Annotated in this window: 14 protein-coding genes; 7 read left to right on the plus strand and 7 right to left on the minus strand. The window is 59.7% G+C overall.

Annotated elements, in window-relative coordinates; all coding sequences use genetic code 11:
• Positions 1 to 107: 107 nt before the first annotated feature.
• Positions 108 to 701: a YceI family protein gene (locus AB4X18_RS10190; protein WP_370399984.1), complete on the plus strand. Its 594-nt coding sequence runs from the start codon at positions 108 to 110 to the stop codon at positions 699 to 701.
• A gap of 42 nt (positions 702 to 743) precedes the next feature.
• Here the strand turns inward: AB4X18_RS10190 and AB4X18_RS10195 are convergent, their stop codons facing one another.
• The 4 genes from AB4X18_RS10195 to ilvD all read right to left on the minus strand — a co-directional run bounded on the left by AB4X18_RS10195 (position 744) and on the right by ilvD (position 4,326).
• Positions 744 to 1,112, minus strand: a complete 369-nt coding sequence (locus AB4X18_RS10195) for a hypothetical protein (RefSeq protein ID WP_432817363.1) — start codon at positions 1,110 to 1,112, stop codon at positions 744 to 746.
• A 13-nt stretch (positions 1,113 to 1,125) separates the two neighbouring features.
• A complete protein-coding gene (locus tag AB4X18_RS10200; RefSeq protein ID WP_370399985.1) occupies positions 1,126 to 1,899 on the minus strand; it encodes a DUF6478 family protein in 774 nt (257 codons plus the stop codon).
• Positions 1,900 to 2,012: 113 nt separating this feature from the next.
• Positions 2,013 to 2,579, minus strand: a complete 567-nt coding sequence (locus AB4X18_RS10205; RefSeq protein WP_432817364.1) for a hypothetical protein — start codon at positions 2,577 to 2,579, stop codon at positions 2,013 to 2,015.
• Positions 2,560 to 4,326: a dihydroxy-acid dehydratase gene (gene ilvD, locus AB4X18_RS10210; RefSeq protein ID WP_370399987.1), complete on the minus strand. Its 1,767-nt coding sequence runs from the start codon at positions 4,324 to 4,326 to the stop codon at positions 2,560 to 2,562. Before ilvD ends, AB4X18_RS10205 begins: the two co-directional genes overlap by 20 nt.
• Before the next feature lie 181 nt (positions 4,327 to 4,507).
• Here ilvD and AB4X18_RS10215 point away from each other — a divergent pair, with 181 nt between their 5' ends.
• The 5 genes from AB4X18_RS10215 (at position 4,508) to AB4X18_RS10235 (ending at position 11,098) form a co-directional block, all read left to right on the plus strand.
• Positions 4,508 to 7,609 (plus strand): ABC transporter transmembrane domain-containing protein, encoded by a 3,102-nt coding sequence (locus AB4X18_RS10215; protein ID WP_370399988.1) that lies wholly within the window; start codon positions 4,508 to 4,510, stop codon positions 7,607 to 7,609.
• Positions 7,609 to 8,505, plus strand: coding sequence for a CPBP family intramembrane glutamic endopeptidase (locus AB4X18_RS10220; protein WP_370402609.1), 897 nt, complete (start codon positions 7,609 to 7,611; stop codon positions 8,503 to 8,505). Before AB4X18_RS10215 ends, AB4X18_RS10220 begins: the two co-directional genes overlap by 1 nt.
• 58 nt (positions 8,506 to 8,563) lie before the next feature.
• On the plus strand, positions 8,564 to 9,502 hold the full coding sequence (gene accD / locus AB4X18_RS10225) for an acetyl-CoA carboxylase, carboxyltransferase subunit beta (RefSeq protein ID WP_432817365.1): 939 nt from the start codon (positions 8,564 to 8,566) through the stop codon (positions 9,500 to 9,502).
• A complete protein-coding gene (locus tag AB4X18_RS10230) occupies positions 9,499 to 10,773 on the plus strand; it encodes a bifunctional folylpolyglutamate synthase/dihydrofolate synthase (RefSeq protein WP_370399989.1) in 1,275 nt (424 codons plus the stop codon). Before accD ends, AB4X18_RS10230 begins: the two co-directional genes overlap by 4 nt.
• 130 nt (positions 10,774 to 10,903) lie before the next feature.
• Positions 10,904 to 11,098, plus strand: coding sequence for a hypothetical protein (locus tag AB4X18_RS10235; RefSeq protein ID WP_370399990.1), 195 nt, complete (start codon positions 10,904 to 10,906; stop codon positions 11,096 to 11,098).
• A gap of 27 nt (positions 11,099 to 11,125) precedes the next feature.
• Here AB4X18_RS10235 and zapE read toward each other — a convergent pair whose 3' ends face one another.
• A complete protein-coding gene (gene zapE / locus AB4X18_RS10240) occupies positions 11,126 to 12,187 on the minus strand; it encodes a cell division protein ZapE (protein ID WP_432817366.1) in 1,062 nt (353 codons plus the stop codon).
• 138 nt (positions 12,188 to 12,325) lie between these two features.
• On the opposite strand from zapE, the gene AB4X18_RS10245 reads away from it, so the two are divergent.
• Positions 12,326 to 13,567, plus strand: a complete 1,242-nt coding sequence (locus AB4X18_RS10245; protein WP_370399991.1) for an MFS transporter — start codon at positions 12,326 to 12,328, stop codon at positions 13,565 to 13,567.
• Here AB4X18_RS10245 and AB4X18_RS10250 read toward each other — a convergent pair.
• Both AB4X18_RS10250 and AB4X18_RS10255 read right to left on the minus strand, forming a co-directional pair.
• Positions 13,564 to 14,478, minus strand: coding sequence for an ornithine cyclodeaminase family protein (locus AB4X18_RS10250; protein ID WP_432817367.1), 915 nt, complete (start codon positions 14,476 to 14,478; stop codon positions 13,564 to 13,566). The two genes, AB4X18_RS10245 and AB4X18_RS10250, sit on opposite strands and share 4 nt — an antisense overlap.
• Entirely contained in the window at positions 14,475 to 15,095 is a 621-nt protein-coding gene (locus AB4X18_RS10255; protein ID WP_370399992.1) for an HAD family hydrolase, read from the minus strand. The genes AB4X18_RS10250 and AB4X18_RS10255 overlap by 4 nt, the downstream gene beginning before the upstream one ends.
• Positions 15,096 to 15,101 lie beyond the last annotated feature (6 nt).

The following is a 15,101-nucleotide window of genomic DNA, read 5'->3' on the forward strand; positions in this document are numbered from 1 at the left end:
CCCCGCGAATAAATCCGCCCCCTTGCGTGTTCGATTAAGGAGCGGGGTTGGCCCGCGCCGGGATGCGTGTTGGCGCACCTGTCCGACACCTTAGGGAGGGATTGAACATGTACAAACTCAAAATTTTGGCATTGGCGGGATTGATTGCCATCGCGGGCGGGATTGCTGATGCGGAAAGCTGGATCCTGGATGGCGATGCGTCGCGCGTCGCATTCGGTTCCGTGAAAAGCAACACCAATGGTGAGGTGCATCATTTCAAAGGCGTGGAAGGCCGGGTAAGCGCAGATGGCGCGGTGTCTGTCGAGATTGATCTCGCCTCGGTAGAGACGAACATCGACATCCGCAATGAACGGATGGTTGAGCACGTCTTCAAAGGTTCACCCAAGGCAATCATCAACGCACAGATCGACATGTCCGAAATATCCGATCTCGCTGTTGGAGAAAGTGCCGTCATTGAAGCGGATGGTACGCTAAGCGTCGTGGGATCGGAGGTCGATCTGTTTGCGGACATGTACGTCATGCGACTGACCCCGGAGCGGGTCATGGTCAGCACCAACGACATGATCATGCTCAGCATGGAAGACGTCGGCCTGACGGCGGGCATCGACAAGCTGATGGAATTGGCCGATTTGCCGGGGATCACCTGGGTGTCTCCCGTCACCTTGCGGCTGATGTTCGATCTGGACGCGCAGAAATCCTGACAAAACCCCGCAATTCAAAGGCGGTCACAGCCTAATTCGAAATCAGCCCGTCTCAAGACAATGACGGCGAAAGGCGCGTTTGAGCATATCAAGCTCCGCGCGCAGCAGATCCATCTCGGCGCGGATATCGTCACCCAGCACCTCGCCCGCCATCAGGGTAATATGACCCAGTTGATCCCCCCCGGAACGATCTGTGATGATCAGTGTCTGCACCCCGTCCGCAATGGCATCGGCAGGTATGGGAATTTCAAGCGCCCAGTTCCCGGATGTTTCACCTGCAGTCAGTTTTACCCCGTCTACGGGTTGGTTCAGGTGCGTGACGTCGATCTGCGGCTCCCCGTCGGCATCGGTAATCAGGCCCTGCCACAGGCCCTGCTGGATCTTGGTCTTGGTGAGTGTCAGCTGGGTCATGTTCAGTCTCTTGTTACAGATGTGCGCGAGGGCGGCGGGAGAACGTCAAATCCCGCAAGACAACCTGATTCATCTCCGGGCCTTCAAAAATGATGTCGATCCACGCGCGTTCAACACGTTTTTCATTCAGGTTGGAATAGGCCAGATCAAATTCGACCCTGTGGCTTTCCTCCGTCAGCGGCAGCTCGCGAACCATTTGTTCTGTGTTGGGGCCGTGCCGGATGTTGAGGCGGGCAAAGATCTCTATAGGTTTTTCCATCTCCACGATGGCATCCATGCGAAGAAGGTGCGTGCGTTTCAGGCCATTGACCCCTTCGTCCGGCAAGTCGATCACCAAAGACAGGAAAGAGCCGTCAAATTTGAAGACGTCAAGGCGCAAGCCATATGGTGCCAGGTCCTCCTCCCGCTGGTTGCGCAACTGCCGCAAGGTCAGTTCGGACCGGTCGCAATCGTGAAACAGGGTCACTTCGTTGCCCAGCATGGACTTCGTCTTGACCGATGACAAACCTGGCGTGGCCAGCGGCCCGCGCCAGAGTTCAGGCCGCCAGGCCCAGTCGGCATTATGCGGTTTGGGAAAGCTGGTTGAGCCCAGAACAGGAAGTGCCAGACGGTTGTCCGCCGTGTGGATCAGCCGATCGAGGTGGGTTTTCAGCAAACGCGCCTTGCTGCGCTGGCGTCGCAGAATGGGCAGTTCAGTTGTCGGAGCCTTGCGCGCGGCACGCGCCCATTTCGCAAGGGTCTTTGAAAAGACCCTCCCTTCGAGAAGTCCGAACCCGATTTTCGACATGCTTTTTCGCCTCGTCTTTTTGCGCAGTCTATCCGGCACAGCGCTTTCATACAAACGAATTGGCGACAATGATCAAGCGGGCAGTTTGATGTTTGTCATAAGGAAACAGTGCCTCACCCGCCGGGTTTTGTCGCCGCAATGAGATCAGACAGGATGGCGCGTCCTTCGCGTCCGATCGGCGGCTGGCCTGCCGGTCCATAAAGCGCAACACCCATCACCTGATCGCCAACAAGGGCGGTGCCCCGCCAGTGGCGTCCGTCCAGCGCGGCGGACGGGGCGGGCCCATCCGCGCGAAAGATCACGCTGCGGGATCTGGTGCGGGCCTGGCCGACGTTTTTCAATCCCAACGCGGCTGCCGTAACCTCCGCCGAAGGCAGGGGCACACCTTCGGGTGCAGGCGACAGGCTGACGGTGATAATCGACAAGGGTGCTGCGGCAAAGCCATCAGGGCTGAGTACATCGCAGCGCGCCAGCAGGGCAAACCGCTGGCTGAGCGCGCGCGTGTCGATGCAAAAGCCGAACGGCGGCACAAGGGTGACTGCCCCGCGCGCCATCGTGGCCTGCGCAGGCGGGGTCTTGCTTGCGGTTGCCCCCCCCAATGACAGCGCGTCGCCGTCACATGCGCCCAGCAGGAAGAGGCCGCACAGCGCAGCCCCGACCTTAGAGGTCCATGTAATCATGGGTTTCCGCAACTGCGCCGGGGTGAGTGACCGCGCCCAAGTAAGTTGGGCCGACAAGCTGGGCATATTTCCACAACGCGCCGGAGGCATAGTTGGTGGGCCGTGGTCCTTCCCAGGCTTTCTTGCGGGCTTCAAGTTCCTCATCGCTGAGGTCCACGTCAATGGTGCCGGTCTTGGCGTCGATGGTGATCATGTCGCCGTTCTTCAGCAGTGCGATCGGACCGCCCATTGCGGCCTCTGGCCCCACATGGCCGATGCAGAAGCCGCGTGTGGCACCTGAGAAGCGACCGTCGGTGATAAGCGCGACCTTCTTTCCCATGCCTTGACCCGACAGCGCCGCCGTGGTGGCGAGCATTTCGCGCATCCCGGGCCCGCCACGCGGGCCTTCGTTGCGGATCACGAACACGTCGCCTTCCGAATAGGTCCGATTCTGGACGGCCTCAAAGGCGTCCTGCTCACACTCGAAGATCAGCGCGGGGCCGGTAAAGACGATGTCTTCATCCGCCATGCCCGCGATCTTCACGATCGCACCTTCTGGGGCGAGGTTGCCTTTGAGGCCCACGACCCCGCCCGTGGTGCTGATCGGGTTGGTGACGGCATGGATGACCTTACCGTCCGCCTCGCGTTCGATCTTGTCGAGTTCCTCTCCCATGGAATAGCCCGTCGCGGTCATGCAGTCCGTATGGAGCAGGCCCGCCTTGCGCAGCTCCTTCATAACAACAGGCACGCCGCCCGCTTCATAAAGATCCTTTGCCACGTAAGCGCCGCCGGGTTTCATGTCGACGAAGTGTGGTGTGTCGCGGAAAATTTCACAGACGTCATCAAGGAAGAATTCGATACCTGCCTCATGCGCCATCGCGGGCAGGTGCAGCCCTGCGTTCGTAGAGCCACCCGTGCAGGCCACGATGCGCGCGGCGTTCTCGAACGCTTCGCGGGTGCAGATGTCGCGGGCGCGGATGTTTTTCTCGATCAAGTGCATCACGGCAGCACCCGAAGCCTGACCGTATTCGTCGCGGTCCTTGTAGGGCGCGGGCATGCCGGATGAGTTGGGGAGCGCGAGGCCGATGGCCTCGGACACGCAGGCCATGGTGTTGGCGGTGAATTGGCCGCCACAGGCGCCGGCAGAGGGGCAGGCGACACGTTCGAGGATTTCCAACTCCGCTTCGGTCATGGTGCCGGATTGGTAGTTGCCGACGGCTTCGAACATGTCCTGCACGGTGAGGTCACGTTCGGCGAAAGACTGGGGCACATCCGCGCCCTTGGGGGCTTTGCCGGGCAGGATGGATCCCCCGTAAAGAAAGACGGAAGGCACGTTGAGGCGGATCATGGCCATCATCATGCCGGGCAGGGACTTGTCGCAGCCTGCAAGACCCACGATGGCGTCATAGCAGTGGCCGCGCATGGTAAGTTCCACGGTGTCAGCGATGGCTTCGCGGGAGGCGAGAGAGGAGCGCATGCCCTCATGGCCCATGGCGATGCCGTCGGTGACAGTGATGGTGGTAAATTCGCGCGGGGTGCCTTGTTTGGCTTTCACGCCGATCTTCACGGCTTGCGCCTGACGTGACAGTGCAATGTTGCAAGGTGCCGCTTCGTTCCAACAGGTCGCCACGCCGATCAACGGTTGATGGATTTCCTCCTCCGTCATGCCCATCGCGTAGTAATAGGACCGGTGCGGCGCGCGCGCGGGTCCTTCGGTCACGTGGCGGCTGGGCAATTTGCTTTTGTCAAAGCGCTGGTTGCTGGACATGATACGGCTCCCGATTGAAGGTTTGATCTCTCGATAGTGTGCCGTGCACGGGGCTGCAAGAGGGGCGGTATGGCCGCGATGAGTTGAATTGCTCAGGCAGGGGGCATAGTTAGGAGGCTAGGCAGACCTCTGGCGGACCATGGGCCTTCGCCTCATTAGACCCCCAGCAGGAGAAGCGCGTATGGAACGCAGCCTGTTTGCCTTTATCTTCAAGTATTCCCGGCGGGATCAGATTTACCTGCTGGCTTTTACACTTTTTACCTTCCCGTTTCTCTATGCCACGCTGGAATTGCCCAAGCGGATCATCAACGATGCGATCGGTGCTGAAACCAGCGTAATTGACGTCTTCGGCGTGCAATTGAGCCAGGTGCAATTCCTGATGACCCTGTGTTTTGCCTATCTCGCAGCCGTCCTTGTGCATGGTTTGCTGAAGATGCGTCTGAACACCATGAAAGGCGTTCTGGCCGAACGGATGTTGCGGCGTTTCCGGTACAAGCTGCTGAGCAGGATGATGCTGTTCCCGCGCAGTTATTACCAGAATACCTCTCAGGGGGAGCTTGTCTCCATGGTGACGTCCGAGGCAGAGCCGATGGGCGGACTGATGGGCGATGCCGTGGCACAGCCGGTTTTCCAGGCCGGTCAGATGCTGATTATCGTGATTTTCCTGTTCCTTCAGTCAGTGTGGTTCGGACTTGCCGGTGTCGCGCTGATCCCGTTGCAAGCCTATGTGATCCCGATGCTGCAACGGCAGATCAACCTGCTGAACAAGGAGCGTATCGGCGAAATCCGGCAACTGGCGTCCGAGATTGGCGAAACGGCCGCGGGCATCACTGATTTGCGCACCAACGGCGGATGGCGGTTGCGGCTGGCGCAATACACCGATCGGCTGGGCCGCTTGTTCAACGTGCGTTTCCGCATCTACCAGAAAAAGTTCTTCATGAAGTTTCTCAACAACTTCATCACCCAACTGACACCGTTCTTCTTCTACGCCGTCGGCGGCTATCTGGCGATCAAGGGCGAAATCACCGTGGGTGCGCTGGTCGCTGCGCTGGCGGCCTACAAGGATCTCAGCAGCCCGTGGAAAGAGCTTCTGGCCTATTACAACCAGACTCAGGACATGTCCCTGCGCTGGGACATCGTGACGGAGCGTTTTGCCCCACGCAACATGATCGACGAAGCGCTGATAACCGGCACACCGGACGAAATTCCGCATCTGCGGGGAGATATCGAGATGTCCAACGTCACGGTGCGCAACATGGATGGCAACCTGCTGCTGGAGAACCTGAACCTGTCCATTCCCGCAGGCTCCCGCGTCGCCATCGAGATTGGGGCACAGTCGGAACGAACCGCCTTCGCAGAGGTGCTGACGCGAGAGATCCTTCCCGTGCGCGGCAGCGTCACCATCGCGGGCCATGATGTATCACAGCTGCACCAATCTGTTCTGGCCGCCCGCATCGGATATGCCCGCGCGCACCCGTACCTGTTCCGCGGGTCCGTGGGCGATAACCTTCTGATGCCGCTCAAGACCAGTCCAAAAACTGTTTTGTGGGACCCCAAGCATCTTGATCGCACCTCGATCGAGGCATTCCGTTCAGGCAATAGCCTGGACAGCACGAACGTCGACTGGCTGGACCCGGCATTGGCGGATCTCGAAAGCAGCGACCAGATCTACAGCTGGTGGTTCCAGGTGATTCAGGCGCTTGGCACCGATCAGCTTTTGTTTGAGCGGATGATGCACCAGAAAATCGACCCGGCGCTGCATCCCAAGCTTGTTCGCCGTCTGGTTGGATTGCGCGAGGAAGTGCACGCCCGATTGAAGAACAAGGGGTTGGACAAAGTCGTTTATCGGCTCGATCCGGAACAGTTCAACCCAACCATCCCGTTGGGCGGCAACCTGATGTACGCCGCCCCGCGCCGCAATATCAGCCTCGAAGGTCTGGCGACTGAGCGGGGCTTTCTCGGTATGGTGATGGAACACGGGCTGGGCGCACAGATTATCGCGATTTCCCAGACACTGGTCGAAACGCTGCGCCAGACCTTCGGGCGCGACGGAACCGGGCACCCCCTTTTCACCGCGCTTGGGATCGAAGAAGCGCTTTATGAGCGGTTGGTGGAAATTGCGGCGCGGCGGCGCGAGAAAGGCGATTCAGCCCTGAGCGAAGAAGAGTTCACTCTGCTTCTGACTGTCCCCTTCGCGTTCACCGCCGAACAGATTGGGCCTTCCTTCCCGGAGAGTTTCAAACAGGAAATACTGGAGATCCGGAAGACACAGGGACCAATGCTGCGCGAGCGCGCGAAGGAGATGTTCATTCCCGTTGAGGAAGACACCTATATTCCGCGTATGACCATTCTCGAAAACCTGTTGTTCGGCCGGATATCCGGCGTTGCGGGTCTGCAGGCGGATCTTGTACAGGATGTGGTGGCGGATGTGCTGCGCAAACATGACCTGCGGCGCGATGTCTCTACCGTACTGTTCGATTTGCCCACGTCCATCGGCGGCAGCAACCTCAATGCGCTTTTCCAAGAGCGTGCCGCAATTGGCCGCGCGGTCATCAAGCGCCCGGATGTGCTGATCTTCGACAACGTATTGGACGATAGAGACGCCGACACGCAGGCCGCGATCCGCGACCGCCTGCAGGATTTGCTGCCGCAGACGACGCAGATCTATCTGGATGACAAGTTCGAAGCACCGGAAGATTTTGACATGCATGTGATCATCCGCAACGGGCATGTCGACGGCCTTGCCGAGGCGGAAACGATGCTGGATGAAGCCAGTGGGTCGGAAGATTTGCGGCGTAAACTGCGGATTCTCGCGCGCGCTGACCTGTTTTCGGGCCTGGATGCGCGCAACCAGCGTCTGCTGGCCTTTGCCGCGCAATGGTACGAGGTGGAGCCGGGCGAACGCATTTTCTCGCGCGGGGAGCGGCCGGATGCCTGCTACCTGTGCCTGTCTGGCCTGGGAGAGATGGGATACACCGATGATGATGGCATGTTGCGCCATGTGACGGATGTGGAACCGGGCCGTTTGATCGGCGACCTCGCCGTGTTGATCAACGAGCCTCGCCAACTGGATCTGATTGCCGTTGAAAAGACCAAGTTTCTGCGCATCGGCGCAGAAGAATTCCGCGCCGTGGTCGAGAATGACACGACCGTCCTGATGAGCCTGCTTCAGACCGTGGCTGGCCATCTGACGGGCGCTGCCGAGCGGCTGATCGAGAACCGTGTGCACATCGGTTCGGAAAATGGTGCGGAGCGCACGCCGCAAAAGGCAGACGCTGATTGATGCGATATTCGGCCTACCAAGCACACGAAGGCTTCGTGCGGCCCGCACGCGCCTATCCACAGGTTTGGCGGTTGCTGGTGGGGCTGGTCGTGGCAGGCATCGCTTTCTTGACGATGCGGCAGCTCTATTTCTCCAGCATTTTCACTCTTGCTGGAACCCGTGGTGAGGCGCTGTACCAACAATTGATTGCGGGCAGTACGCCGCTGGCCATGTATCTGATGTTGTTCAGCTTTGGTTTCATGGTCCTGGCAACCGGTCTGGCGGCACGTATGCTGCACCGACGTCCTTTGCGATCTGTCCTTGGGCCGTTCGACTTGTTGGTCGAACAGTTCAGCCGTGTTTTTGCGGTTATGGTTCTTTTGAATCTGGTCGTTTTTGTCCTGCCCCCATGGGACATGGGCGGGGATCTGCGTGCCAATCTGTCGTTGGGCCGCTGGATGCTGTTGTTGCCATTCTCCATACTGGCAGTACTGGTCCAGGTCAGTGCCGAAGAGGTGTTCTTTCGCGGCTACCTGCAACAGCAGCTCGCTGCCCGGTTCAAGTCACCACTGGTCTGGTTGGTCCTTCCCTCCGCCATCTTCGCGCTGGGTCACTTCCAGCCCGAAATCGCTGGGCAAAACGCGTTGATCGTAGCGCTCTGGGCGGGCATCTTCGGTATGCTTATGGCGGATCTGACCGCGCGTGCAGGGTCTCTTGGGCCTGCGATTGCGGTACATCTGGCCAACAACGTGCTGGCTATCGTTTTCATCGCCGTGCCGGATCAATTGTCGGGGCTCTCGCTTTATCTTGCCCCGTTTGCGATGGCGGACACGCAGGCCGTGCGGGACTGGCTGCCAGTGGATTTTGCGTTGATGTTCGTTGCGTGGCTTGCCGCAAGGCTGGCCATACGCCGCTGATTGCAATTCCTCACCCGCCCGCGTATCGAATACCCGCAACCGTCCGCAGAGGCTCGCAATGAACTGGATCACCAACTACGTCCGCCCCCGGATCAACTCGATCTTTTCGCGTCGGGAAACGCCGGACAACCTTTGGACCAAATGTGACGACTGCGGCACGATGCTGTTTCACCGCGAGGTTGCCGAGAACCTGAACGTCTGCACCAATTGCGGCCATCACATGCCCATCGGTCCCCGTGACCGTTTCATGGCGCTGTTTGACGGCGGCGTCTTTACCGAAGTGAGTGTTCCCGCGCCCACACCTGATCCGCTGCATTTCAGGGATCAGAAAAAATACCCCGACCGATTGAAAGCCGCCCAGAAGCAAACCGGAGAGGCCGAAGCAATGCTTGTCGGTCTGGGAGAGATCGGACGCACGCCGATTGTCGCCGCCTGTCAGGACTTTTCGTTCATGGCGGGGTCGATGGGGATGTACGTGGGCAATGCGATTATCGCCGCTGCGGAAGAGGCGGTAAAACTCAAGCGCCCGCTGATCCTGTTCTCCGCCGCAGGGGGCGCGCGCATGCAGGAGGGAATCCTGAGCCTGATGCAGATGCCACGCACGACCGTCGCGGTGCAGATGCTTAAAGAGGCGGGATTGCCCTATATCGTCGTTTTGACACATCCGACCACGGGCGGCGTCACGGCCAGCTACGCGATGTTGGGGGATGTCCATATTGCCGAACCCAACGCGCTGATCTGCTTTGCCGGGCCGCGCGTGATCGAACAGACCATTCGTGAAAAATTGCCTGACGGGTTCCAGCGCGCTGAATACCTGCTGGATCACGGGATGCTGGACCGCGTCACACCGCGCACCGAACTGCGGGACGAATTGATCAATATTACCCGAATGCTGCTGCGTCTGCCGCCGGCGGTGCGTGGAGATTTGCCAGCCCCCGATCCGGGGGGCGAACTTGACCACGCGTTGAGCGATGACACGGATACGCCCAAGAAATGAACGCGGCCGGATCGGACGTCATCCTTGAGCGGATGATGTCCCTGCACCCCAAGATCATCGATCTGACGCTGGACCGGATGTGGCGGTTGCTGAATGCTTTGGGCGATCCGCAAAAAGACATGCCGCCCGTCATTCATGTTGCCGGCACCAATGGTAAGGGGTCGACGCTGGCGATGATCCGTGCGGGGCTCGAAGGATCGGGGGCTGCCGCCCACGTCTATACCTCACCGCATCTGGCGCGCTTTCATGAACGGATCAGGCTTGCCGGTGATCTGATCACCGAAGAAGCCCTGACCGAAGTGCTGGACGAATGCTATGCCGCGAATGGCGACGTCAGCATCACGTATTTCGAGATCACGACCGCAGCAGCCTTGCTGGCTTTTTCGCGTACCCCTGCCGATTTCACCCTGCTGGAGGTTGGCTTGGGCGGGCGGCTGGATGCGACAAACGTGGTGGACCAACCCGTCCTGACCGTCATTACGCCAGTATCCATCGACCATCAGCAGTTTCTGGGGGACACGCTGGGCCAGATCGCGGGTGAAAAGGCCGGGATCATCAAGCGCGGGGTGCCGTGCGTCGTGGGGCGGCAGGAGGATGAAGCGCTCGACGTGATCGAAGCGCGTGCCGCCAAGCTTGGTGCGCCCTTGCTGGTGCATGGCCAACATTGGCATGTCAGCAGCGAAGGCGGGCGATTGATCTTTCAGGACGAGGGCGGGTTGCTGGACTTGCCCTTGCCCGCGCTGCGTGGTGCGCACCAGATCGAGAACGCTGGTATCGCGCTGGCTGCGCTGCGTCATCTCAAGCGGGGGGAGGCGGCGTGCGAAGCGGCGATGCGGAACGTCACATGGCCCGCCCGGATGCAACGATTGGTCGGGGGGCCCTTGGTTGAACGGGCCGGGCGCGCGGATCTTTGGCTCGATGGGGGCCACAACCCGGCGGCCGGAGAGGCGCTTGCGTCAGTGCTTGCCGAAGGTCCGACGCGCGAAACGCATCTGATCTGCGGGATGCTGAACACCAAGGACATCGTTGGTTATATGCGCCCGCTGGCCCCGCACGCCGCAACCCTGCATGCCGTGTCCATCCCGGGAGAAACCGCGACCCTATCCGCGGCCGAAACCGCGGCCGCCGCCCGCGCTGCAGGCATTAATGCAAATGAAGCGGAAAATGTGGAGGCGGCAATGGATGCCATTCTAGCGCAAAATCCGGACGCCCGGATCCTGATTTGTGGGTCGCTTTATCTGGCCGGTGCGATCCTGCGCGAAAACAATTAAGCCTCACTGATGGGTATTGTTGAAGAATCCGCAACTTTCTCTTTTGTGGTAACCTTACGTTAGTGTAACCTGGTGACAATTCAGAGAGCGGCTTGACCGCGTTAATACTGAAACGACTGAGGAGAGCGGTATGGCATTTGTGAGCGACCCCAAAGGGGCGCGCGGGATTGAATCCGACAGGATTACCCTAGCGCAGGCGATTTTCGCAGCTGTTGGTCTGACCATCATTCTTGGCGGGCTTTGGCTGATTTCCGAGATGAACGCGCCCTACCATCCAGATGGTGCGGCGACGGCTGGCGATGTGATGATCGTCGCTGACGACTGACACCGGCAAACACCGGGGCAACGGCGTTCAGGCTTTGCCCCACTCCTGTGACTGCATCTCGCGCAGGCGCGACGCGGTGCGGGCAAATTCGAACGTACCCTCCCCTTCGACATAAAGCATTTCGGGCACGGCAGCGGCGGAACAGATCAGCCGCACGCGGGCCTCGTAAAGCGCATCAATCAAGGTGACAAAACGTTTTGCTTCGTTGAAATTGCTTCGGCCAAGCTGCGGGATATCGTCGATCAGCAGTACCCGCACGGCATCGGCAACAGCAAGATAGTCGGCAGGACCCAGCGGCTTGCCGCACAGATCATGAAATCCCGAACGCGCCACCCCGTTTCGAAACGCGCTCAGCACCACTTCGCGTCCCTTCACCCGCAGGGTCAGCGGGTTGCCAGGACCACCGGTCAGATCGTTCCAGACCGCGTCCATCTGTGCGCGCGCTTCAGCCCCGGCGGGGGTGAAATAGACCTGCGTTCCTGCCAGCCGGTCCTGTCGGTAGTCGGTGGGGCCTACCATCTCATGCACCACCATCCGTTCCTTGATCAGCGCAATGAAGGGAAGGAACAGATCGCGGTTCAGACCGTCCTTGTAAAGGTCATCCGGCACCCGGTTCGATGTTGTGACCACCACCACACCGGCAGCAAAAAGCGCTTCGAACAGGCGGCCGACGATCATTGCATCGGTGATGTCGGTAATCTGCATTTCGTCGAACGCCAGCAAGCGGACGGATGCGACAACTTCTGCGGCAACCGGTGCAATGGCATCATCCACGCCGGTCTTGCGTACCTCGTGCATGCGGCTATGAATTTCCTGCATGAACGCATGAAAATGCACACGCCGCGCGGGAATATCGCCCAGGTTCTCAACAAATATGTCCATCAACATGGATTTGCCACGCCCCACGCCACCCCAAAGATATAGGCCCTTTGGCGGTTCTGGTGGCTTGCGAAACAGCCCCTTCTTGACGGGCTGCATCAAGGCGGCGCGGATGCGGTCAAACTCCGGCAGGACAGCCTGTTGCGCCGCGTCAGCTTGCAAGGTGCCATCAGCGATCAGCGCAGGGTAAATCTCGGTCATCGCGGTCATGGATTTCGGCTTACACGCGGGCAAGTGGTTTGAAAAGCGGAGTGGGTGTTCAGGATCGGGAATTGTACCTATCACAAGTTGTCATTTGACCTTGGCGCCGCGCGACGGCAATCCTGCGGGGCGATGAGTGGAGTAACCATGACCAAGCCTGCCCCTTTGTTCACCCCCGTACTTCTGGTGGGTTGTGCGATCATTCTAGTCAGCTTTGCCATTCGCGCGTCGTTCGGCGTGTTTCAGATCCCCATCGCGGAAGAGTTTGGATGGCTTCGGGCGGAATTCTCGCTCGCCATTGCCATTCAGAACCTTGCCTGGGGCATCGGCCAGCCAATCTTTGGCGCGCTGGCGGAAAAGATCGGGGACAGGCGGGCGATTGTGATCGGTGCGCTGGTCTATGCGGTGGGTCTGGTGCTGTCTGCCAATGCGGTGACGCCCCTTGCGCATCAGACCTACGCCTGGCTGGTGGGTTTCGGGATTGCCGGGACCGGGTTTGGCGTGATCCTTGCCGTCGTTGGGCGGGCAGCGTCTGATGAAAACAGGTCGATGTCGCTGGGCATCGTGACGGCGGCGGGCAGTGCGGGACAGGTATTCGGAGCGCCTACAGCTGAGTGGCTTTTGGGGTTTCTAAGCTGGCAATCGGTGTTCCTGGTCTTTGCCGGTGTCATCCTGTTGATGATCCTGACGCTGCCGTTGATGCGGGCGCCTGCAATGGCCACCAAGGCAGAGTTGGAGGAAAGCCTGGGCCAGATCTTGGGCAAGGCCTTCCGTGATCCGTCCTACACACTGATCTTCCTCGGCTTTTTCTCCTGCGGGTATCAACTGGCGTTCATCACTGCGCATTTTCCGGCCTTCGTGACCGAGGTATGCGGTCCGATCGTGGCAGGCTCGGTGCTGCACAATATGGGGATTACGACAACATCGGCGCTGGGCGCGTGGTCCATCGCGTTGATCGGTCTGGCCAACATCGGTGGCACGCTGGCCGCCGGATGGGCGGGCAAGCGGTTTCCCAAGAAATATCTGCTGGCGGGCATCTACACGGCGCGCACTGTGGCAGCATCCGTGTTCATCCTGCTGCCGATGACACCCTGGTCGGTGATCGTGTTTTCGCTGGTGATGGGGTCTCTGTGGCTCGCCACGGTGCCACTGACCTCCGGCCTGATCGCGCATATCTACGGGTTGCGCTACATGGGGACGCTTTACGGGATCATCTTCTTCAGCCACCAGTTGGGCAGCTTCCTGGGCGTTTGGCTGGGCGGGCGGATGTATGATGCCTACGGCAGCTACACCGCCGTTTGGTGGATTGGCGTCGCCGTGGGTGCCTTTAGCGCGATTGTGCATCTGCCGGTGCGGGAACGGCGGCTTGAAGGGTTGGTGACGGCCTAGGCGGCCTGCCAACGATCAAGGATGAAGCGGCTGGTCATCAGGTCCAGATGGGCGCCGCCCCCGTTCTTGAAAAGTGTGATGTCCTCAGGGCTGCGGTTGAAGCGGTCAAGACCGTAGTAATCCGCGATCAGATGGTCGCGCGTTATCATGCCCGCTTCCAGCGGGATATTGATCTCTCCGATATGGCCGATGGTGGTGTCGAAGCTATCGACAAAGACCCGGGCGCGGGTGATGGCGGTATCGTCCACTTCGCGCATGTCGGGGCGGTAGGCACCAATCAGATCAATGTGCTGGCCCGGTCGCAGCCAGTCGCCCTTGATCAGCGGATCGGTTGACATCGTGGCGACGGTGATGATGTCAGCGGCTCTAACGGCTTGTTCCAGATCGTCCGCAACGCTCAATCCCGGCAAGTCGTCTGCCATCGCCTCAGCGTTGGTACGGGTCCGGTTCCAGACGGAAAACTGTGCGTCTGGGAAAACAGCGGTGTAGGCGGCGTGCAACGCGCGACCTTGATTGCCCGCGCCCACAATCAGAATGCTTTCACTGTCCGGTCGGGCAAGACGGCGCGCGGCCAGAAGGCTGTCGCCGGCGGTCTTCCACTTGGTGACAAGATGGAAATCGACGATGGCCTCCAGCGTGCCATCACCATCCGCATAAAGGTTCAGACCCCCGTTGACCATCGGCTTGCCGTCCGCGGGGTTGCCGGGAAAGACCGTTGCGGTCTTGACGGCCATGCCAAGCCCGTCAATCCATGCCGCGCGGGACAGCAGCGTGTCAGGATCACGGTAAAGAAACGTATCGCCAATCTGTGCCTTTGGCAGTGCGTGACCAGCGGCAAGGGCGTCCGTCAGGCCGATCCAGTCAAGCAGGGCTTCGCCCTGATCAAAGGGGATGAAGGGGATATCTGTCATGCAGCCTCCTCTGGCGTCAGCAATCCTTCTGAAACCAGACGGTCAGCCCAGCCTTGCGGATGTTCAAAGAGGTGGGTTTGCCAGCCTCGCGCGGTGGCGGCAAAGATGTTGTCCGTCCGGTCGTCGGTAAAAAGCAGCGCCTCCGGGGCGACGCCGCTTTGGCTTTCCAGCATTTCGTAGATCGCCGGTTCGGGCTTGATCACGCCCATGTGGCCGGAGATGAAGTCATGGTCGAATTGGCGCAGGAAAGGATATTTCGCCGCTGCGATGTCGTAGGTCTGAATGCCAAAATTCGTCAGGGAAAAGACCGGGATGCCGCGACCCTGCAGCGCAGCCATGAGGCGGACCGAATGGTCGATGGCAGGGCTGGCCAGATCGAGCCATCGATCTTGCCAGATGTTGATCTCGTTGCGCCATTCAGGGTTTTCGTCTGCGGTTCGGGCAAGCACCTCGTGAAAGTTCTCGCCTGAATCAACGCGGTCGTTCATGCCGTGCAAATCAATCGCTGCGAACATGGCGCGGCGACGGTCCGTGCCGATGACGCTGTCGAAGAAGCGTTCGGGTTGCCATTCGATCAGGACGTTCCCGATGTCAAAGACGACGGCTTGGATGGTCATGGATGG

This window comes from Sulfitobacter rhodophyticola (assembly GCF_041281685.2).
GTDB lineage: Bacteria > Pseudomonadota > Alphaproteobacteria > Rhodobacterales > Rhodobacteraceae > Sulfitobacter.